The 20,653-nt window shown below is 69.2% G+C and carries 15 protein-coding genes, 3 tRNA genes and 1 pseudogene; 10 read left to right on the forward strand and 9 right to left on the reverse strand.

The window, feature by feature from the left end; translation table 11 throughout:
- Positions 1 to 162 precede the first annotated feature (162 nt).
- Together ACFU95_RS42745 and ACFU95_RS42750 are read right to left on the reverse strand one after the other, a co-directional pair.
- Positions 163 to 465, reverse strand: coding sequence for a hypothetical protein (locus ACFU95_RS42745; protein ID WP_383840466.1), 303 nt, complete (start codon positions 463 to 465; stop codon positions 163 to 165).
- Between the two features lie 175 nt (positions 466 to 640).
- Entirely contained in the window at positions 641 to 1,327 is a 687-nt protein-coding gene (locus tag ACFU95_RS42750) for a vancomycin high temperature exclusion protein (RefSeq protein ID WP_383840469.1), read from the reverse strand.
- Between the two features lie 222 nt (positions 1,328 to 1,549).
- Here ACFU95_RS42750 and ACFU95_RS42755 point away from each other — a divergent pair, with 222 nt between their 5' ends.
- The 5 genes and pseudogenes from ACFU95_RS42755 (at position 1,550) to ACFU95_RS42775 (ending at position 8,659) form a co-directional block, all read left to right on the forward strand.
- On the forward strand, positions 1,550 to 2,422 hold the full coding sequence (locus ACFU95_RS42755) for a sirohydrochlorin chelatase (RefSeq protein ID WP_383840472.1): 873 nt from the start codon (positions 1,550 to 1,552) through the stop codon (positions 2,420 to 2,422).
- A gap of 120 nt (positions 2,423 to 2,542) precedes the next feature.
- The gene (locus ACFU95_RS42760; RefSeq protein WP_383840475.1) at positions 2,543 to 3,796 is read left to right on the forward strand and encodes a deoxyguanosinetriphosphate triphosphohydrolase; all 1,254 of its coding nucleotides are present in this window, start codon (positions 2,543 to 2,545) and stop codon (positions 3,794 to 3,796) included.
- A gap of 196 nt (positions 3,797 to 3,992) precedes the next feature.
- On the forward strand, positions 3,993 to 5,258 hold the full coding sequence (locus ACFU95_RS42765; RefSeq protein ID WP_383840478.1) for an NAD(P)/FAD-dependent oxidoreductase: 1,266 nt from the start codon (positions 3,993 to 3,995) through the stop codon (positions 5,256 to 5,258).
- A 105-nt stretch (positions 5,259 to 5,363) separates the two neighbouring features.
- A complete protein-coding gene (gene dnaG, locus ACFU95_RS42770; RefSeq protein ID WP_383840481.1) occupies positions 5,364 to 7,268 on the forward strand; it encodes a DNA primase in 1,905 nt (634 codons plus the stop codon).
- An 81-nt stretch (positions 7,269 to 7,349) separates the two neighbouring features.
- Positions 7,350 to 8,659 (forward strand): annotated as a pseudogene (locus ACFU95_RS42775) (RNA polymerase sigma factor).
- 49 nt (positions 8,660 to 8,708) lie between these two features.
- Here the strand turns inward: ACFU95_RS42775 and ACFU95_RS42780 are convergent.
- From ACFU95_RS42780 to ACFU95_RS42795, 4 genes are all read right to left on the reverse strand, one after another.
- Entirely contained in the window at positions 8,709 to 10,637 is a 1,929-nt protein-coding gene (locus ACFU95_RS42780; protein ID WP_383840484.1) for an ABC transporter ATP-binding protein, read from the reverse strand.
- A complete protein-coding gene (locus tag ACFU95_RS42785; protein ID WP_383840487.1) occupies positions 10,637 to 12,370 on the reverse strand; it encodes an ABC transporter ATP-binding protein in 1,734 nt (577 codons plus the stop codon). Before ACFU95_RS42785 ends, ACFU95_RS42780 begins: the two co-directional genes overlap by 1 nt.
- A 170-nt stretch (positions 12,371 to 12,540) precedes the next feature.
- The gene (locus ACFU95_RS42790) at positions 12,541 to 13,998 is read right to left on the reverse strand and encodes an FGGY-family carbohydrate kinase (protein WP_383840490.1); all 1,458 of its coding nucleotides are present in this window, start codon (positions 13,996 to 13,998) and stop codon (positions 12,541 to 12,543) included.
- A 187-nt stretch (positions 13,999 to 14,185) separates the two neighbouring features.
- Positions 14,186 to 14,494, reverse strand: coding sequence for a YtxH domain-containing protein (locus tag ACFU95_RS42795; protein ID WP_383840493.1), 309 nt, complete (start codon positions 14,492 to 14,494; stop codon positions 14,186 to 14,188).
- 157 nt (positions 14,495 to 14,651) lie between these two features.
- On the opposite strand from ACFU95_RS42795, the gene ACFU95_RS42800 reads away from it, so the two are divergent.
- The 3 genes from ACFU95_RS42800 (at position 14,652) to ACFU95_RS42810 (ending at position 15,058) form a co-directional block, all read left to right on the forward strand.
- Positions 14,652 to 14,724, forward strand: a tRNA-Asn gene (locus tag ACFU95_RS42800).
- A gap of 5 nt (positions 14,725 to 14,729) precedes the next feature.
- Positions 14,730 to 14,802: transfer RNA gene (locus ACFU95_RS42805), tRNA-Asn, on the forward strand.
- Between the two features lie 179 nt (positions 14,803 to 14,981).
- A tRNA-Ile gene (locus tag ACFU95_RS42810) sits at positions 14,982 to 15,058 on the forward strand.
- Positions 15,059 to 15,206: 148 nt separating this feature from the next.
- Here ACFU95_RS42810 and ACFU95_RS42815 read toward each other — a convergent pair.
- On the reverse strand, positions 15,207 to 17,096 hold the full coding sequence (locus ACFU95_RS42815; RefSeq protein WP_383840495.1) for a tyrosine-type recombinase/integrase: 1,890 nt from the start codon (positions 17,094 to 17,096) through the stop codon (positions 15,207 to 15,209).
- Between the two features lie 558 nt (positions 17,097 to 17,654).
- Here ACFU95_RS42815 and ACFU95_RS42820 point away from each other — a divergent pair.
- Positions 17,655 to 18,581, forward strand: coding sequence for a recombinase family protein (locus ACFU95_RS42820; RefSeq protein ID WP_383840498.1), 927 nt, complete (start codon positions 17,655 to 17,657; stop codon positions 18,579 to 18,581).
- Here ACFU95_RS42820 and ACFU95_RS42825 read toward each other — a convergent pair.
- Positions 18,549 to 19,361, reverse strand: a complete 813-nt coding sequence (locus ACFU95_RS42825; RefSeq protein WP_383840501.1) for a hypothetical protein — start codon at positions 19,359 to 19,361, stop codon at positions 18,549 to 18,551. The genes ACFU95_RS42820 and ACFU95_RS42825 overlap by 33 nt on opposite strands.
- Positions 19,362 to 19,363: 2 nt before the next feature.
- Positions 19,364 to 19,906 carry a hypothetical protein gene (locus ACFU95_RS42830; RefSeq protein ID WP_383840504.1) on the reverse strand — a complete coding sequence of 181 codons (543 nt, stop codon included), beginning with the start codon at positions 19,904 to 19,906 and terminating at the stop codon, positions 19,364 to 19,366.
- A gap of 228 nt (positions 19,907 to 20,134) precedes the next feature.
- On the opposite strand from ACFU95_RS42830, the gene ACFU95_RS42835 reads away from it, so the two are divergent.
- Complete coding sequence (locus ACFU95_RS42835) at positions 20,135 to 20,299, forward strand: hypothetical protein (protein WP_383840507.1); 165 nt, start codon at positions 20,135 to 20,137, stop codon at positions 20,297 to 20,299.
- The last annotated feature ends 354 nt before the right edge of the window (positions 20,300 to 20,653 follow it).

The raw sequence follows: 20,653 nt of genomic DNA on the forward strand, positions 1-20,653 counted from the left end.
TGTGGGTGCCCGTCTTCTCTGTGTGAACAGAACGGGGCCCCCCCCCCCCCTTCCCCCCCCCCCCGGTGGGGAGCCCCAAGGAGGGGGGGGGGGGGGGGGGGGGGTCTTTCCCCCCCCCCCCGCCCGGTTCAGGGACGGTCCCTGGTCAGAGGACCCCCTGGGTCAGCACTCGTACGCGTAGTACGGGACGTCGCCCGGCTCCAGACCGATCCTCGCGGTCGCGCCCGGACCGATCTGGATACACGGCGGGTCGAAGCCGTCGACCTCGACGGTGGCGAAGATCGTGTATCCGCACTCGTTCCAGATGTCCGCGTACCCGTAGCCGTTGCCGACGACGTGGGCGCAGCCCGGCTCCCTCGCCTGTGCGGCGTCGGCGCCGGCGGCGGAGGCGGTCCCCGCCGCGGTTCCCGCGGTGATCAGTATGGCTGCGGCGGCCGCGGCGAGTACGGACCGAAGACGAGTCATCAGATGTCCTTTCCCCCAGGTCGCGGCGGTCGGCCGGATCCGCCGCCGCACACCCATGGACGCTATGAGTAGTCGCCTGATTACGGAACGCGTCCGGTGTTCTGTTCACACAGTTGGCTGGCGTGCGCGCGACAAAACGCGCGCGCGAGGCATGCGCCGCTGCCGGCGGGCGCCGCTATCGCCCCGCCGCCAGCGCGTTCGCCACCCCGGCCTCCCTCGGCCCCAGGAACCGCGGGTCCGGTTCGAAGACGGCGTCCAGGGCCGCCTTGCCGGCCGCGAAGATCTCCCGCGTACCGCCGTAGTACCAGGTGGCGTCGTGCTTGGCGTCGACCCCGACGCCGTACGACGTCACCCCCGCCTCCTGGCACAGCGCGACCGCCCGCCGGATGTGGAAGCCCTGGCTGATCAGGACCGCCTCGTCGACGCCGAAGATCTTCTTGGCACGGACGCAGGAGTCCCAGGTGTCGAAGCCGGCGTAGTCGCTGACGATGCGGGAGCCGGGCACACCGTGCCGGGTCAGATACGTGCGCATCGCGTCGGGCTCGTCGTAGTCCTCGCGGCTGTTGTCGCCGGTGACGAGGACGACCTTGATCCGGCCCGCGCGGTACAGCTCGGCCGCCGCGTCGAGCCGGTGGGCGAGGTACGGGGACGGCTCGCCGGCCCACAGCCCGGCACCGAAGACCACGGCGACATCGGTGCGCGGCACGTCCGCCGTGGTCCGCAGCCGATCGTCGGTCACGAGGTGCATCCAGGTGGCCGGAAGCAGCCCCAGCACGCACCCGAACATCACGGCCCGCACCAGCAGCCGCTGCCCCCGGCGGGTGCGCGGCAGACGTGGTCGGCGCGGTTTCGGTCGGCGCATCGGATGGTCCCTCCCCGGTCGGCACACGGCCTGTACTCGACAGTCAGGGACGTCCCCTCGCCCTCCCCGGTTCACCGTACGCGGCGTGACCAGGTTCACTTCCCGCGCGAAAGGACAGGTCACGCCACCTCACACCGCCCGGGTACCGCATCGTGAACCCGGTGTAAGAACCCGTCATTCCTGCGAAACGGGAAGGCAACGTCCCGCCGCCACCATCGGTTCATGACGGCGTCGAACCCTCTTCACGACGAGTCCACGACCGCCCACCTCGACAGTACGGCGCACCTCATGAACCGGATCAGCAGCCAGCTCGCCAGCCAGCTCAGCCTCGTCGCGCTCGATGGCAGGCGGCGCCCCGAGGCGCCCGCGCTCGTCGTCGTGGCCCACGGCAGCCGCGACCCGCGCGCCCTGAGCACCGTACGCGCGCTCCTGGACAAGGTCCGTGCCCTGCGCCCCGGCCTGCCGGTCCACCTCGGCCACATCGAGCTGAACGAGCCCCTGCTCCCGGACACCCTCGCCGCCCTCGACGGCGACCAGGCGATCCTCGTCCCTCTTCTCCTCAGCCGCGGCTACCACATCAAGCGGGACATCCCCGACATGGCCGCCGAGTCGCGGGTACGCGCCCGCGTGGCCGGCGCCCTCGGCCCGCACCCCCTGCTGGTGGAGGCCCTGTACTCCCGCCTGGTGGAGGCCGGCTGGCGCACCCGCATGGACGAGCCGACGCGCCGCGAGAGCGCCGTGGTCCTCGCCGCGGCGGGCTCCCGCGACCCCGAGTCGAAACTCGACACCGCCCACACGGCCCACCTCCTGGCCAACCGCCTGGGCGTCCCAGTCATCCCGGCTTACGCGACTACGGCGGCCCCCACGGTCGAGGACGCCCTGAAGTCCTTGTCGGCCCGAGGTCGCACGCGGGTCGCCGTCGCCTCCTACTTCACGGCACCCGGCCGCTTCGCAACGGAGTGCGCGGAAGCGGCCCCGTGGATAGCCTCGGCCCCCCTGGGCACCCACCCCGCCATGGCCCGCCTCCTCCTCCACCGCTACGACCAGATGCTGGCAACGCCGGTCACGACAGCACCGGAGCTGGCCTCGGCTTAAAACGCCGGGGGAGGCACGCCCCTCAGGGGCGCGGGGCTGTGTCGATATGCGGCGCCGCCGCGTTGGCGCGACAAGCCACACACCCCTCCGTTTGTCAGTGTCTGCCCGTACTGTCGGTGCATGTACTACGACGAGTCGGCAGTCGAACGCTGGGCCCCCGAACCCGACAAACGCCCAGGCCGCACGGCCTTCCAACGCGACCGCGCCCGCGTACTGCACAGCGCAGCCCTCCGCCGCCTCGCAGGCAAAACCCAGGTCGTCACCCCCGGAACCCACAGCCACGCCTGGGACCCCAGCCCCCGCACCCGCCTCACCCACTCCCTGGAGTGCGCCCAGGTGGGCCGCGAACTCGGCGAAGCCCTCGGCTGCGACCCCGACCTCGTGGAAGCCGCCTGTCTCTCCCACGACCTCGGCCACCCTCCCTTCGGCCACAACGGCGAAGTCGCCCTGAACGAATTCGCCGAGGACTGCGGCGGTTTCGAGGGCAACGCCCAGTCCCTGCGCCTCCTCACCCGCATCGAACCCAAGCGGTTCACCCCGGAGGGCTCCGTCGGTCTCAACCTCACCCGTGCCACCCTCGACGCCGCCACCAAGTACCCCTGGCCCCGCGGCGCCCATCCCACCGACCCGAACTCCCCGAAGTTCGGCGTCTACGAGGACGACCGCCCCGTCTTCGACTGGGTCCGCAAGGACGCCCCCGGCGCCCGCACCACCTTCGAGGCCCAGGTCATGGACTGGTCCGACGACGTGGCGTACTCCGTGCACGACGTCGAGGACGGCCTGCACGCCGGCCACATCGACCCCAACTGCCTGCACTCCGAGCCCGAGCGGCAGGGCGTCTTCGAGGTCGCCGTCGGACGGTACGTCCCCGAGGACACCGACCCGGCGGAACTGTCCGCCGCCCTCGACCGGCTCCAGGAGGAACCCTGGTGGCCGCATGGCTACGACGGTTCGGCCGTCGCCCAGGCCCGCCTCAAGGACGCCACCAGCCAGCTCATCGGCCGTTTCTGTCTGGCCGCCGAGAGCGCCACGCGCGCCGCGCACGGCGACGGGCGGCTCTCCCGCTACGACGCCGAACTCGTCGTACCGCACGAGACCCGCCTGGAGTGCGCTGTCCTCAAGGCCGTCGCCGACCGGTACGTCATGCAGCGCGCCGAGCAGGAGCGGCTCCGCGCCGACCAGCGGATCGTGGTCGCCGAACTGGCCGAGGCGCTCACCGCCCGCGCGCCCGAGGGGCTGGACCCGCAGTTCCGGGCCCTGTTCGACACGGCCGCCGACGACCGCGCCCGCAAGCGCGTGATCGTCGACCAGATCGCCTCCCTGACGGACGCGTCGGCGCGTTCGCTGCACGCGCGGCTCACGCGCAGGGCGTAGAGCGCGGTGCGCAGTGCTCACCCGTGCGCGACGGGTGAGGCCCAAGAGGCGAACGGGCACTCGAAAGTGACCCTGCGTGGCCTGATCGGGTCACCCCCTCTTCCCGCATCACGCTGCGTGCGGGACGCTCGCATGTGGCGGCACCCGCTGTGTTTTCTGGGGCGACACCCCCCAGACCCCCGGTAGGAGGCATCAAGTGGTCGACGCGGATCAGACATTCGTCATCGTCGGAGGAGGACTCGCCGGCGCGAAGGCGGCCGAGACCCTTCGCGCGGAGGGCTTCACCGGGCGGGTGATACTGATCTGCGACGAGCGCGACCACCCGTACGAACGACCGCCCCTGTCCAAGGGCTACCTCCTCGGCAAGGAGGAGCGCGACAGCGTCTTCGTGCACGAGCCCGCCTGGTACGCGCGCAACGACATCGAACTGCACCTCGGCCAGACCGTCGACGCGATCGACCGGACGGCGAAGACGGTACGGTTCGGCGAGGACGGCACCGTCGTCCACTACGACAAGCTCCTGCTGGCCACCGGCGCCGAGCCGCGCCGCCTGGACATCCCGGGCACGGACCTGGCCGGCGTCCACCATCTGCGCCGTCTCGCGCACGCCGAGCGCCTCAAGGGCGTCCTCGCCTCCCTCGGCCGGGACAACGGTCACCTCGTGATCGCCGGCGCCGGCTGGATCGGCCTGGAGATCGCGGCGGCGGCCCGGGAGTACGGCGCCGAGGTCACCGTCGTCGAGCACGGGCGGACCCCGCTGCACGGCGTACTGGGCCCGGAGCTCGGCGGGGTCTTCGCCGAGCTGCACCGCGAGCACGGGGTGCGCTTCCACTTCGGCAGGCAGCTGACGGAGATCGTCGGCCAGGACGGCATGGTGCTGGCCGCCCGCACCGACGACGGCGAGGAGCACCCCGCGCACGCCGTACTGGCGGCGATCGGCGCCGCTCCCCGCAGGGGGTTGGCGGAAGCGGCGGGACTGGAGATCGCCGACCGTGCGCACGGCGGCGGCGTGGTCACGGACGAACAGCTGCGCACCTCGGACCCCGACATCTACGCGGCTGGCGACGTGGCCTCCTTCCCGCACACCCTGTTCGACACCCGGCTGCGCGTGGAGCACTGGGCCAACGCGCTGAACGGGGGACCGGCGGCGGCGCGGGCGATGCTCGGGCAGGACATCACCTACGACCGCGTCCCCTACTTCTTCTCCGACCAGTACGACCTGGGGATGGAGTACTCCGGCTGGGCGCCCGCGGGGTCGTACGACGAGGTGGTGATCCGGGGCGACGCGGGCAAGAGGGAGTTCATCGCGTTCTGGGTGAAGGACGGGCGGGTGCTGGCGGGGATGAACGTGAACGTGTGGGACGTCACAGAGCCGATCCAGCGGCTGATCCGCTCGAAGACCCAGGTGAACACCCAGAGCCTGGCGGACCCGCACGTTCCGCTCGAAAACCTCGTCCCGTAGCTGTCAGAGCACCACCGTGCTGCATTTCCCGGGGGCAACCCCCGGACCCCCGGCCGAAAGGCATCTCGCCCCAGGAGTGTCAGATCTGCCCCGTAGAATCACCTCGTGGCAGGACGGATCAACGACGAGGACGTGAAGGCGGTACGGGACGCGGTCCCGATCGACGCCGTGGTGTCCGAGTACCTCCAGCTGCGCAACGCGGGCGGCGGAAACCTCAAGGGGCTGTGCCCCTTCCACGACGAGAAGTCGCCGTCCTTCCAGGTCAGCCCGAGCAAGGGACTCTTCCACTGCTTCGGCTGCCAGGAGGGCGGCGACACCATCACGTTCGTGATGAAGGTCGACCACCTCACCTTCTCGGAGTCGGTCGAGCGCCTCGCCGCCCAGGCCGGCATCACGCTGCGCTACGAGGAGGGTGGGTACAACCCGTCCCACCAGCGCGGCGAGCGCATCCGCCTGGTCGAGGCCCACAAGATCGCCGCCGAGTGGTACGCCGAGCAGCTGGCGACCGGCTCCGAGGCGGACACCGGGCGGATCTTCCTCGCCGAGCGCGGCTTCGACCAGGCCGCCGCCGTGCACTTCGGCGTCGGCTACAGCCCGCAGGGCTGGGACCACCTCACCCGCTACCTCCGCGGCAAGGGCTTCACCGACAAGGAGCTCCTCCTCTCCGGGCTGTCGCAGGAGGGCCGCCGCGGCCCGATCGACCGCTTCCGGGGCCGGCTGATGTGGCCGATCCGCGACATCGGCGGCGACGTGGTCGGCTTCGGCGCGCGCAAGCTGTACGAGGCCGACAACGGCCCGAAGTACCTCAACACCCCCGACACGGCGATCTACCGGAAGTCCCAGGTCCTCTACGGCATCGACCTCGCCAAGAAGGACATCGCCAAGGCCAGCCGCGCGGTCGTCGTCGAGGGCTACACCGACGTCATGGCCTGCCACCTCGCCGGGGTCACCACCGCCATCGCGACCTGCGGTACGGCCTTCGGCGGCGACCACATCAAGATCCTCCGCCGGCTGCTGATGGACAACGGCTCGGCCCGCGTCATCTTCACCTTCGACGGCGACGCGGCGGGCCAGAAGGCGGCCCTGCGCGCCTTCGAGGACGACCAGAAGTTCGCGGCGGAGACGTACATCGCCATCGCGCCGGACGGCATGGACCCCTGCGAACTGCGCCTGGCGAAGGGTGACGACGCGGTCGCCGACCTGGCCGAACCGCGCACTCCGCTCTTCGAGTTCGCACTCCGCCAGATCGTCGTCCGCTACGACCTCGACACCCCGGCGGGCCGCGCGTCCGCGCTGGACGAGGCGGCCCCGATCGTCGCCCGCATCAAGAACAGCGGCGCCCAGCACGAGGTGGCCGTCCAGCTCGCGGGCATGCTCGGCATCCTGGACACCCAGTTCGTGGTCAAGCGGGTGGCACAGCTGGCGCGTTGGGCGCGCGACCGGGGCGGCAGGGGCCCGGCACCGACGTCCCGCGACACACAGCAGCCCTACGAAGCCGCCCCCGCGCCCCGCACCTCAGGCCCGGCCCTGACCCTGCGCAACCCGGTGTACGCCACCGAACGCGAGCTCCTCAAACTCGCCCTCCAGCGCCCCGAGTTGGTCTCCCCGGCCTTCGACGCGTACGGCGCCGACGAGTTCACCGCCGCGCCCTACGCCGCCGTACGCCAGGCGATCATGGACGCCGGCGGTGCGGAGTACGGCATCCAGGACTCGCCGGAGTACCTGGCCCGCGTCCGGGAGGCGGCCCCGGACGACCAGGTCCGCGCGATGGTCACGGAGCTGGCGGTCGAGGCGATCATGCGCAGGACCGTCGACGAGAACTACGCCGGCGAACAACTCGTCACCGTCCGCCGTCGCGCCGTGGAGCGCCGCGTCCGCGACGTCCAGAGCCAGCTGACCCGCCTGGGCGCGGGCGGCGACCCCTCCCAACTGGCCGCCGTGCAGAACGAGCTGTGGGTGTTGCAGCAGTACGACCAGGCATTGCGGGGACAGGGCGCGGCCGCCCTCTGAGCAGGGGGTCACGGACCGGACGCAAAAAGTCACCGCACGCCCCTCGTGGCAGCGATGTGTCGTACTCCACACTGGGTTCCGGTGCCTGAGTCCTCGGAGCGCGGCCGATCCGTTCCCCACGGGTCCCACACCCCCGCGGTTCCGCTCATCGCGTACGGGACGGACAGCGGCGAGGCCGCCACTCCGCTCTCGAAGCAGCGCTGTCGTACGCCTCGGCAGCGATCATCCTGGAGGTCGCCCCCGTGCAGACCCAGACCCTCAGCCAGACCGACGCAAGTACGGACGGCACGGAGCCGGACGCGGAGGCCGACGTTCTCGTCGCGGTGCCGCCGCAGAGCCGTGTCGCGCACCACCCCGAGGCGGAGCCGGAGGCCACGCCCGAGCCGGCGGAACCGCCCGCCGGCGCCCTGGACGCCGCCGACACCACCGAGCCGGTCGAAGCACCGGTGCCGGCCCGGGCCCGCGCAGCCGACACCAGCGGCCCCTCCTCCGACCTGTTCCGCCAGTACCTGCGGGAGATCGGCCGCATCCCCCTCCTCACGGCGGCCGAGGAGGTCGAACTCGCCCGCCGCGTCGAGGCCGGCCTGTTCGCCGAGGAGAAGCTGAGCAGCACCCCCGACCTGGAGAGCCGGCTCGCCCTCGACCTGGACCGCCTGGTCGTGATGGGCCGCATGGCCAAGCGGCGCCTGATCGAGGCGAACCTGCGCCTGGTGGTCTCGGTCGCCAAGCGGTACGTCGGCCGCGGCCTGACCATGCTCGACCTCGTCCAGGAGGGGAACCTCGGTCTGATCCGGGCCGTCGAGAAGTTCGACTACGCCCGCGGCTACAAGTTCTCGACGTACGCCACCTGGTGGATCCGCCAGGCCATGTCCCGCGCCCTCGCCGACCAGGCCCGCACCATCCGGGTGCCGGTCCACGTCGTCGAGTTGATCAACCGGGTCGTCCGCGTCCAGCGCCGCATGCTCCAGGAACGCGGCTACGAACCGACGCCGGAGGAGGTGGCCGCCCACCTCGACCTGCTGCCCGAGCGGGTCAGCGAGGTCCTGCGCCTGGCCCAGGAGCCGGTGTCGCTGCACGCGCCCGTGGGCGAGGAGGACGACGTGGCCCTCGGCGACCTCATCGAGGACGGCGACGCGACGTCACCCGTGGAGTCGGCGGCGTTTCTGCTGCTCAGGGAGCACCTGGAGGCGGTGCTGTCGACGCTGGGGGAGCGTGAGCGGAAGGTCGTCCAACTCCGTTACGGGCTGGCGGACGGCCGCCCGCGCACGCTGGAGGAGATCGGCCGCATCTTCGGCGTGACGCGGGAACGGATCAGGCAGATCGAGTCGAAGACCCTCAACAAGCTGCGGGACCATGCGTTCGCGGACCAGCTGAGGGGTTATCTGGACTGACGCCGTCTGCGGGCCGGTGGGCGCGACCAGCCACAACGGACCCGCAGAGTCAGTCCACCTCCGCCACCGCCTGCGCGAACTGCGCCTTGTACAGCCGCGCATACGCCCCGTCCGCCGCCAACAGCTCCCCGTGCGCGCCCTGTTCCACGATCGAACCGTTCTCCATGACGAGGATCGTGTCCGCGTCCCGGATGGTCGACAACCGGTGCGCGATGACGAACGACGTGCGCCCGTGTGCCAGCTTCGCCATGGCCTTCTGGATCAGCACCTCGGTCCGCGTGTCCACGGAACTCGTCGCCTCGTCCAGCACCAGGATCACCGGATCGGACAGGAACGCCCGCGCGATGGTGATCAGCTGCTTCTCACCCGCGCTGACCCCCGACCCCTCGTCGTCGATCACCGTGTCGTACCCGTCGGGCAGCGTACGGATGAACCGGTCGGCGTGGGCGGCCCGCGCCGCCTCCTCGATCTCGCCCCGGTTGACGTCCCTGGACGCCCCGTACGCGATGTTCTCCGCGATCGTGCCGCCGAACAGCCATGTGTCCTGGAGCACCATCCCGATCCCGGCCCGCAGCTCGTCCCGGGACATCCGGGCGATGTCGACCCCGTCGAGGGTGATGCGCCCGGCCGAGACGTCGTAGAACCGCATCAGCAGGTTGACCAGCGTCGTCTTGCCGGCGCCCGTCGGGCCGACGATCGCGACCGTGTGCCCGGGATCCACCGTCAGCGACAGGTCCTCGATCAGCGGCTTCTCGGGGTCGTACCGGAAGGACACCCCCTCCAGCGCCACCCGCCCGCGCAGCTCCTCCGGCCGCACGCCCGGCACGGGATCCGCCTCCTGCTCCTCCGCGTCCAGGAGTTCGAAGACCCGCTCCGCCGAAGCGACACCGGACTGCACGAGGTTCGCCATCGACGCGACCTGCGTCAGCGGCATCGAGAACTGCCGCGAGTACTGGATGAAGGCCTGCACGTCACCGATGGACAGCGAGCCCGACGCGACCCGCAGCCCGCCGACCACCGCCACCAGCACGTAGTTGATGTTCGACACGAACAGCATCAGCGGCTGCATCACACCGCTGTTGAACTGCGCCCTGAACCCGGCCTCGTACAGCGCGTCGTTCTGCTCGGCGAACTGCCTGGCCGACTCCTCCTGGCGTCCGAACACCTTCACCAGCGTGTGCCCGGTGTACATCTCCTCGACGTGTGCGTTGAGCTTGCCGGTCGTGCGCCACTGCTGCACGAAGTGCGGCTGCGACCGCTTGCCGACCCGGGTGGCGACGAAGAACGACAGCGGCACGGTCACCAGCGCGACCAGCGCCAGCAGCCACGACACCCAGAACATCATCGCCAGCACACCGATGATGGTCAGCACCGAGTTGATGAGCTGCCCCATCGACTGCTGAAGCGTCTGCCCGATGTTGTCGATGTCGTTCGTGGCGCGGGAGAGCACCTCACCGCGCTGACGCTTGTCGAAGTACGACAGCGGCAGCCGCGACAGCTTCGTCTGGACGTCCTCGCGCATCCGGAACATGGTCCGGTTCACGGACCGGTTCACCAGCCGCGTCGCCACCGCCATCAGCAGACCGGCGACGAGGAACACGACCAGCGCGAAGAGGAGTACGTTCCCGACCGCGCCGAAGTCGATGCCCTCGCCCGGCGTGAAGTCGGTGCTGCGCAGCATGTCGGCGATCTGGCCGTCGCCGCGCTCCCGCATCGCCGCGAGGACCTGCTCCTTGGTCATCCCGGAGTCGAACTGCCGCCCGACGATGCCCGAGAAGACCAGGTCGGTCGCCTCACCGAGGATCTTCGGCCCGGCGACCGACAGGCCCACGCTCACGACCACGCAGAGCAGCAGCGCGTAGAGGGTGAGCCGTTCGGGCTTGAACTGGGCGACGAGCCGCCTGCCCGACCCCTTGAAGTCCAGCGAGTGCTGGTCGGGGCCGCCCCCGGCCATCATCCGTCCCATGGGCCCGGCCATCAGGCGGCCTCCGCTTCCGTCAGCTGGGAGAGCACGATCTCCCGGTACGTCTCGTTGTCCGCCATCAGCTCGTGGTGCCGGCCCGTGCCGACGACCCGCCCCTCGTCGAGGACGACGATCCGGTCCGCGTCCCGGATGGTCGCCACCCGCTGGGCGACGATCACGACGGTCGCCTCGGCGGTCTCCCGCGCGAGCGCCGCCCGCAGCGCGGCGTCGGTGGCGTAGTCCAGGGCGGAGAAGGAGTCGTCGAAGAGGTAGATCTCCGGGCGCTGCACGAGGGTCCGGGCGATCGCCAGCCGCTGCCGCTGACCGCCGGACACGTTCGTGCCGCCCTGCGCGATGGGGGAGTCGAGCCCGTTCTCCAGCCGTTCCACGAACTCCTTGGCCTGCGCCACCTCCAGCGCGTGCCACAGCTCCTCGTCCGTCGCGTCCGGGTTGCCGTAGCGAAGGTTGGTCGCGACCGTCCCGGCGAACAGGTACGGCTTCTGCGGTACGAGACTCACGGTCTTCGCCAGCAGCTGGGGTTCGATGCCCGCCACGTCCTCCCCGTCCACGAGCACCCGCCCGTCGGTCGCGTCGAACAGCCGGGGGACGAGCCCCAGCAGCGTGGACTTCCCGCTGCCCGTCGAGCCGATCACGGCCGTCGTCTCACCCGGCAGCGCTACCAGGTCGATCGCCTTGAGCACCGGCTCCTCGGCACCCGGGTAGCGGAACCCGGCGCCCCGGATCTCCAGATGACCGTGCCGGCGCAGCTCCCGCACGGGCGCGGTCGGCGGAACGACGCTGGACGAGGTGCCCAGCACCTCCTGGACGCGCTCGGCGCACACCTCCGCGCGCGGCACCATCATGAACATGAAGGTGGCCATCATCACGGACATCACGATCTGCATGAGATAGGCGAGGAACGCGGTCAGGTCACCGATCTGCATCCCACCGCTGTCGATGCGATGGGCCCCGAACCAGACCACCGCGATCGACGACAGGTTCACCACCGTCATGACGATCGGGAACATCAGCGCGAGCAGGTTGCCGGTGCCCAGCGCCATGTCGGTGAGCTCGACGTTGGACTTCCTGAAGCGCTGCTGCTCGTACTCGTCACGCACGAAGGCGCGGATGACGCGGTTGCCGGTGATCTGCTCGCGCAGCACCCGGTTCACCGTGTCGAGCCGCTCCTGCATGGTCCGGAACAGTGGTCGCAGCCGCCGCACGATCAAGGTCACGCTGATGCCGAGGACGGGCACCACGGCGACCAGCACCGAGGACAGCGGCACGTCCAGCCCGAGGGCCAGCACGATGCCGCCGACGCACATGATCGGCGCCGACACCATCAGCGTGAACGTCATCAGCGCCAGCATCTGCACCTGCTGGACGTCGTTGGTGGTCCGGGTGATCAGCGAGGGCGCGCCGAAGTGGCCGACCTCCCGCGCCGAGAACGACTGCACCCGGTCGAAGACGGCGGCCCGCACGTCCCGCCCGAGCGCCGACGCGGTCCGGGCACCGTAGTACACGGCACCGATGTTGCACACGACCTGCGCCAGCGAGATGCCGACCATCAGGGCGCCGTAGGACAGGATGTAGCCGGTGTCGCCGTTGACGACGCCCTGGTCGATGATGTCCGCGTTCAGCGTGGGCAGGTAGAGCGTGGCGCAGGTCTGCAGGAACTGGAGCAGCACCAGCCAGGCGAGGGGTTTTCGGTAGGGCCTGAGGTAGGTCCGCAGAAGTCGTATGAGCACGCTGCTTCTCTCGGAGTGGGCGGATCGACGATGGGGGCGATTGGTTGCCCCTGGCCCCTATCGTCGAACACTCCACCCGCGTTACCTCAACCGATTAAGCCGTCGGCGCGACTCCGTACGGCCTTACGGGTACGACTCCTACCGGTCTCTTACGTTCCGCCACGTCCTCCCTACGACCGGAACGCCCCGGGATGCGTCTGGTCCCGCACCGACACGAACTGCTGCCGCACGGCCTGTCCCACCGCCAGTTCCTCGCCGGGCTCCAGGATCTGCGCGGCCGCGCCCTGCCAGACGGGCGGGGTGCGCGGGTCGAGCGTGCCCTGCGACACGCCCAGCGCCCAGGCGGCCTGCCGGGCGGCGCCGATCGCGGCGTAGTCCGCCGGCTGCGGTACGACGACCTGCGTCCCGAACAGCGCGGGCGCCGCCGCCTGCACCGCGGGCAGCTCGGCCGCCGCGCCCAGCAGGAAGACCCGCCGCACCTCGACGCCCCGGCCGCGCAGCACGTCCAGGGCGTCCGCGAGCCCGCACAGCATGCCCTCGAACGCGGCCCGCGCCAGATGCTCCGGCTTCATCGACTCCCGCCGCAGCCCCGCCAGCGTGCCCGCGGTGTGCGGCAGGCTCGGCGTCCGCTCGCCTTCCAGATACGGCAGCAGCACGAGCCCGTGCGCCCCCGGCGTCGACTTCATCGCCAGGTCGGACAGACCCTCCAGATCGGGCACGCCGAGAAGTTCGGCGGCACCGCGCAGGGTGCGTACGGCGTTGAGGGTGGTGACCACCGGGAGGTGCATGCCGGTCGCGTCGGCCAGGGAGGTGATCATCCCGGAGCTGTCGACGAGCGCCTCTGGGTGGACGGCCATCACGGACCCGGAGGCGCCGAGGGAGACGACCGCGTCGCCCAGCCCGATACCCAGCCCGAACGCGGCGGCCATGGTCTCGCCCGTCCCCGCCGAGATGAGGAGCCCTTCGGGGGTCGTGCCCGCCGCCTCGGCCGGCCCGATCACCTCGGGCAGCATGGCCTGATGGCCGAGCGCCAGCTCGACGAGATCACCGCGGTACGTGCCGGTGGCCGCGGACCAGTACCCCGTCCCGGAGGCCCCGCCCCGATCTGTGGTCCTTCTCACGGGCCGCCCGAGCAGCTGCCACACCAGCCAGTCGTGCGCCTGCATGAGGACGGCGGCGCGTACGGCGTTCTCGGGCTCGGTCTTGGCGAGCCAGCGCAACTTGGTCACCGGCTGCGCGGCCTGCGGCACACACCCCACGGCCTGCGCCCACGCCTCCCGGCCGCCCAGCGCGTCGACCAGATCGGCCGCCGCGACCTGCGCCCGCTTGTCGCCGCTGACCATCGCCGGGCGCACGGTGTTGCCCTGCGCGTCGAGCGGGACCACCGCGTTCTGCTGCGCCGACACGCCGATGGCCTGCACGCCCTCGAGAAGCCCGCCACCGGCCGCCTCCCCGAGGGACAGCAGCCAGGCCTGCGGATCGACGTCGGAGGGGCGTGAGCCGCCGCCGTCCGGCGAGTCCACCGGATGCGGGGCGTACCCCTGCCTGAGCACGGCCCCTGAGTCCGTGTCGCATACGACGATGCGCGTGAAATCGGGCGAACTGTCCAGCCCGGCGACTATCCCCATGGCCCAAATTGTGCCGTAGCGCTGCGCCGGCTTGGGCCGTGGGCGGCGTGGGGGTTCGGGGCGGCTTTCGGGTGCGGGTGCGTTGTGGCTGGTCGCGCCCACGCGGCGGAGCCGCACATCGATACAGCCCCGCGCCCCCGGATTGGCTGCGTCACCCGCGTCGAACGTGAGGCACTGGCAAGCGCTGCTAGGTGTTGCTGGTGCCCCAGTCGTCTTCTGCGCCTCCGTTGTGGGCGCTGCGTTCCCGTAGGGAGCGGACTCGGTCGGCCACTGAGGTGGGGACTCGGTCGCCCACCTTCTCGCTGACCGTGTGGTACGCCACGCCCGCGAAGTGGCGGCCCTGCTGGGCGGCCGACTCGGCGGTGTTGCGGACCGCGGGGTTCCGGGAGATGTCCCGTGCGGTCTTCTTCAGCTGCTCGTAACGCTCGCGTCCGGCGCGTGTGCCGAGGACGTAGCCGACGGCGAGTCCGATGACGAACGTGAGCCGGTAGCGCATGGCGGCCACCCTTCCTTGCGTAGGTCCCTGGTGCGGCGTCGGTGCCGGGGGGAACCGATTGGCGGAGCACCCCCCTGCTTGCGCTAATGTATGTGTCGCAGCGAGCGCACGCCCCCTGGCGAATACCCAGGTAGGTGCGTTCGATGCAACGAGGCATTCCTCCGTAGCTCAATTGGCAGAGCAGCCGGCTGTTAACCGGCAGGTTACTGGTTCGAGTCCAGTCGGGGGAGCTCGGTCCTCCGTAGCTCAATTGGCAGAGCAGCCGGCTGTTAACCGGCAGGTTACTGGTTCGAGTCCAGTCGGGGGAGCATGCTGAACGAGGGCCCCCGTAGGGGTCCTTTTTCATGTCTGATCACCTGTCGTGGAACCGTGCAGGTCGTGGCGGAGTCCTTCAGGGCATGCGAAGTCGACCATGCGAAGCAGGAGATCGTATGAGCGGCTATGCTGCGGCAGACGGCGCGCACACATGTACGCGACACGCCGCTATGGGGCGGTAGCTCAGCCGGTTAGAGCAGCGGACTCATAATCCGTCGGCCGTGGGTTCGAGTCCCACCCGCCCCACCACTCGCTACGCGTGCAGAACCGTTTCTACCTGCGAAAACGTCAGGACGGGGGGCGCCACTCCAAGGTGGTGCCCCCCGTTCAGCTATTCAGACCAAGATCCAGGGGACAGACAGGGGACGCGCGGAAGGATCAGGGAACGCAGGGGCAGTCAGGCCGCCCTTCGACGCCTGTCACTAGACCGGCGGGAGCGGTTCTTCTTCGTCGATGGCAGGCCGGTCGGCAGCGACCAACCGTCAGGACCTGGCTCTTCTGCTCGGCTGACAGTGAACCGTGTGAGCGAGAAGTCTGACCGCTGATCCTCCGGATAGAGGTGGTTGAAGTTCTCGACGCGGACCAGCTCCAGGTCGTTCGCGGCGCAGTGATCGCGTATCCACCTGACGGCTGCGTTGGCGGCGTAGTCCTGGCCCTGGCCAGCCAGCGTGACCATGCCGAGGAGGTCGGAGTCCGGCCGGGTCTGCGCTCCGACGGCCCAGACCTCGCTGGACTGCCGTGTGCCGTGTGCGAAGAGGACAGCAAGGCCGTCCCGCCAGATCGTGTCGGGGAGCTCCAGCGGGGTGCGTATGTCGAAAGGAGTGTCGCGGGGGACGACGGTCATGACCGACTCGGCCTCGGCCCGCATCATCTCGGGCAGCACGCTGGTGTAGGTGTCGGAGGTGATCTGGCGTGAGGAGTGACCGAGCTTCTCCTGGACCACCTTGATGTCGTTTCCGGCGAGCAGGGACAGAGTGGCGGCGAGGTGACGTAGATCGTGGAGGCGGACCGGTGGCAGACCGGACAGCTCCACGAGGCGTGTGAAGCGTCGCGAGATCCAGTCGGGATGCAGCGTCTCGCCGTTTTCGTGCGTCCATACGCGTCCCGACTCGATGTAGGCGACCCCCCATTCCTGGCGCTTCTGCTCCTGCTTGGTCCGGAAGCTGACCAGGCTGTTGCCGGACTCCAGACTCAGGGACAGGGTGCGCACACTCTCGGCCTTCGGCCTCTCCCCGTATTGCTCGTAGGCGACTTCGACGATCTGCTGGGAGATCCGCAGCCAGAGCGCGTCGGTACTGACTTCGGTCCAGGGCAGCGCGGCCATCTCGCCGCGGCGGGGGCCGAGGAAGATGAACGAATGCCACAGCTCGTAGAGCCAGTCGTCGTTGACGAAGTCGAGGAACTGGCCTGTCAGTTCCGGAGTCCAGACCATGACAGGGCCGGGCTTGTTCCCGGTGCGCTTCCAGTGCTCGACCCTCTCGGGCGTCCACACGAGCGGCTTCGGCCGGGTGACCGGCGGCAGCTCGACGAGCTGTGCCCAGTTCCTGGCGAAGGCCTGCTCGCGTTTGATCCCCCAGGACAGCGCCGAGCTGAGGGTGTCGTTGATGCGGTGCATGGTGGCCGCGGAGGTGACCTTCCGCAGGCCCTTCTTGCCCTCGCGTAGTGCTGCGTTCGCGTCGAGGAAGGCTTTGCGGGTGGTCCGGCGCTCCTCCCTCTTGGCGTAGCCGGCCGTTCTTGCCCAGGCCTGGTGTGCGTCGTCGCGGTCCTTTTGGAGTTGATCGACGCGAAGGCGGTGAAGGACCCTCTCGGCGTTCTCCTTCTCGATGGCGTCGTACATGAGGTCGAGGTGGCGGACCTTGAGCTCGCGTCGCTTGGTGTGCCCGAGGTGGGGGAGGAGGTAGTTGTTGATGTGTTCTTCGTAGCCGTGTCTGGTGGTGCGGGCGAGGGACTTCTTCGCCTTGATCCAACGGAGGAAGAAGGTCCTGCACGTTTCGTCGGACAGTACGTCGGTGCCGGCGTTGAGTGCGTCGTAGAGTTCCTTCGCCTTCGTCTTGGCCTGGTCTCGGGTGGTGAAGCCGCCGCGGCGTACCTTCCCATTCTTGGCGCCCGCGCAGGGTTCGATCTTGAAGTAGAAGTACCAGGTGCCGTGGCCCTTGCCGAGCCTCGGACACGTCAGCCCGATGTCTCCGATCTTTGGCGAGCCGTCGGCGTTGAGGACTGCGTTGCTCTGCTTGTCTGTGAGTGGCCCCTTGCACTGGCATCGCCGGTAGTAGCTCGGCTCGAACATCCAACCCCCTGTGCTGGTGGTGCATGTGCATCAGTACGTGTGTTGCGTGATCTCTCTCGATCTTGATCGCGGTGTCGGACACTGGGGTAAAGTCGCCTGCAAGTTGGCGCGGGGGAGATTGCGACCAACGTGATGGCTGTTCAGGACGTGCAGGAGCAGGCTTCATCGGGGGCCATGGGGCACGCGGAGCTGATAGCTCTTCCGGCCACGGTCAATGTGACAACGGCGGCGCGGGCTCTGGGGATCAGCCGGGATAAGGCGTATGCCTTGATCCGCAGCGACTCCTTCCCGGTGCGGACGTTGCCGTTGGGCAGCACGGTCCGTGTGCCGACGGCGGAGTTGTGGAAGCTCCTTGGTGTTGAGGGTGCTTAGGTGTGGCCGCTATTTGCAGATCTGGGGCATATGTCAGCTCACTGACATATGCCCACTGCTTGCAACAGTGTGACCTATCTTCGCTAGCATGAGAGGTGTATCGGGGTCGGAGAAGGCTGGGGAGATTCTGTGCCAAGGTTGTACGGGTTCGCGGATAACGCGTACCGAAGGCCGAAGGATGCCGAGGTGCCGCCTCTTCAGGAGGCCGCCAACCGACGGGAAGTCGGCCAGCCCTACGAGGAAATCATCATCTGGTTGAACGAGGCTGGGTACCGCACGACCCAGGGCAATGAGTGGCGGCCTGCTGGTCTGGCCACGGTGCTGGATCACCCAGCCATCGCCGGACTCTACGAGGATGACAAGGGCGACCTGTTGCCCTCCGGAGGGCCGGAGTTGATCCCGCCCGAGCAGTTCCGGAAGATCCGGGCGATGCGGCGCAAGCACCAGCCGGAAGCAGAGCGGGCACCTCAGCAGGAGTACCTGCTGAGCGGCGAGCACCTGGTGTGCGGTCTGTGCGCCCATCCTCTTGGCACTGCTCCTTCCAACGCAGGCAGCCGCGGCCACCGCTGCAAGCCGAGCAGCGGGCAACACCCCGGCGGCTGTGGGCGCGTACGGATCAACGCCGACCTCCTGGAGAAGTACGTCGGTGAGCACGTGCTGGCCGAGCTGGCCAAGCCCGAGGTCAGTGCGCTGATCGAGCAGGCCCGCGACCAGTTCCTGGCGGAGGCGGCGAAGCTGCACGAGCAGGCCGACGACGCCAATCGTCGCCAGAAGCAGCTGGGCGAGGACTACGCGCGCCCCTCGGGTATGTCGCTTCAGGCATTCAAGACCGCTGACAAGGATTTGTCGGCGCAGGCCAACACGGCCAGGGCCCGAGCGCGGCTTCTTGAGCGGGTTAAGCACGTCCCTGTGGGGACCGTGCCGGATCTGGTGCGGTGGTGGAAACACGCGTCGATGGCGGCGAAGCAGGGTGTCATCGTGCTGATGCTGGAGCAGATCGCGGTGTACCCGGCCGCGTCCAGGGGCTCGCGCACCGTGGACGCAGACCGGGTCGCACTGCGCTGGCGTCAGTGGGATACGTCAGCTGTCCCCGCGGATCAGCGACCCGTGTGAACTGCTGTTGTCCCGTGGCCAGCTGCCGGCTGGCAGGATGATCCGGCGGCGGATGGTGGGCAGGGTCAGGCCGAGAGTGATGAAGAGTGTCGCCAGACCTCCTGTTGCGGGCACGACGTACGAGTCCATCAGCTGCTGAGGCTGCCCCATGAGGTGGGAGATGATGGCTGCCGCCCTGCCGACGGCGTATCCAAGACCCACGATGGTCCCCATCGCGGTAACGGCGAGGCCGAGGGCTGCGGCGCGTCGGTGCGGCCAGACCGCGGCGGCCATCCGGCCGTAGCGGACGCTGAGCGCCGAGACGACTACTGTCAGCACGCACACATGGGTCAGCATGTAAGCAGCGGCTGCGCTGTCGTTGGGTGATGCGGAGGCGAGCTGGACAGAGGGAACATCGGTGAGGTGGAACTCCCATACCAGCACCGCCGCCACGGCGCCCAGGAGGAAGATCCAGCCGACGACAGCCTTGGGGAAATCGTCCTCGGGGCGAGTCCAGACCACGCTCATGATCTGCAGGCTGAAGACGGCCGCCTGAGCCGTGAGGTTGGAGCAGAGAGTTCCGGCGCCGTCTCGCCCGGTGAACCCATCGACAGCTGTGGCGACGGAGGGAACCGCCGTGAGCGAGCAGATGAAGCAGGCCGTGAACGCCACAACCCGAGCCCGGCGCGCTACAGCGAATACCTTGAGGCGGAAAGTCCGCTGGCTCCACACCAGATAGAGGTATAGAGCCGAGCTGACTGCAATGAGCCCGGCACATATGCCGAATACGACCTCGGCCATGATCAACGTCCTTCCAGGTCGTCTGCCGCCCTCTCTGCGGCTTCGTTCAGGCTCAGACGGCGACGCGGCCGGCCTTCACGGGGTTGGTCGACACCAGGGGGAGGTGGGGGGATCGCCGGGACGTCCTCAGGCAGTCCCTTGTCCCGGCGTATCGTCCTGAGTATCGAGATGGTTTCAGCAAGGTCTTCGGCATCGAGGTCTTGCATTAATCGCAGCGCCTCACGTGCCTCGGGACGTTCCCGGTAGACCGTGAGCGCGGCGAGGTCGTCCCATTCCCGCCCTGGCAGCAGGAACGCGGCTGGGGCGTTGAGTGCCTGGGCGAGCGCCGTAACGGTGGAGGACCTGGGGTTGCAACTGGTGCCGTTCAGCAGGCTGTTGACCTGTCCGTGAGACACAGATGGCTTGCGCTGACAGGGGTTTGACGTTGCCTCTGCAATGTCGCGGGCGCTGAGGGTGAAGCCCTCCGGGGTGCGGCGCAGGCGCAGCAGGACCATCAACTTCCTGCTGAGGCTCATGAGTTCAGTCAATCCTGCGATGTCTGACATGACCCCCGCCATCCCTGTTTGGCATATGCCCAACGCATAGTAACCGCTTGTGGTTTACGCTACCTCGCAGGTAGACCGGGTTATAAGGTTTGCTGGACAGTTTCCGTGAAGGAGCCGGTCGGGCAGTGTGGGCATGACCAGGCCCACACGCCCACAGCCAGTGGGCACGCGCGGAGAGTCCGGCACGCGGGGTCGCAGTGGCGCGCTCGCCGTTTACGGGAGGAATCGATGTCCGATCTGGACGAGCGTCGGATCGCCGAGTTGGCGAAGAGGCCCCCACGGGTGACCCGGGGCGGGGCGAGTGCGCAGGCGCTGAAGGAGGCGCGCAGAGTGCTGGAAGCCCAGGCGTTGATCGACAGTCAACCGCTGGAGGACGGGGCGGGAGAGGATTGACACCCTCGAACTCGCCACAGCACATCCAGCCGGCATAGATAGGTGACACGGTTGGAACAGTCATGTATGTTCAGGCCTGCCGGACGGGTGCAGTAGCCGCAGGAACTCGACACCGGCAGCGTCGCGCGAGCGGCGTCCTTCCCTGCTCCTCGCGGGTGGCCGACCCCCCGCGCCCCACCCGCGAGGAGCGGCCGCGTAGGCGCGGCCCTGGGGCGAGTGGATGGGAACAGGGCCCGGGGGAGTGGGGGAACTGCGGGGGGGGCTCCCCTTTTCCCCGAAGGGGGGGAAGGGGTTCCAGGGGTCGGGATTGGAGTCCCGAAAGGAAAAAGAAATCCCCCTCTCCATAGTAATGTG

It is taken from the genome of Streptomyces sp. NPDC057623 (assembly GCF_042800355.1).
Taxonomy (GTDB): domain Bacteria; phylum Actinomycetota; class Actinomycetes; order Streptomycetales; family Streptomycetaceae; genus Streptomyces.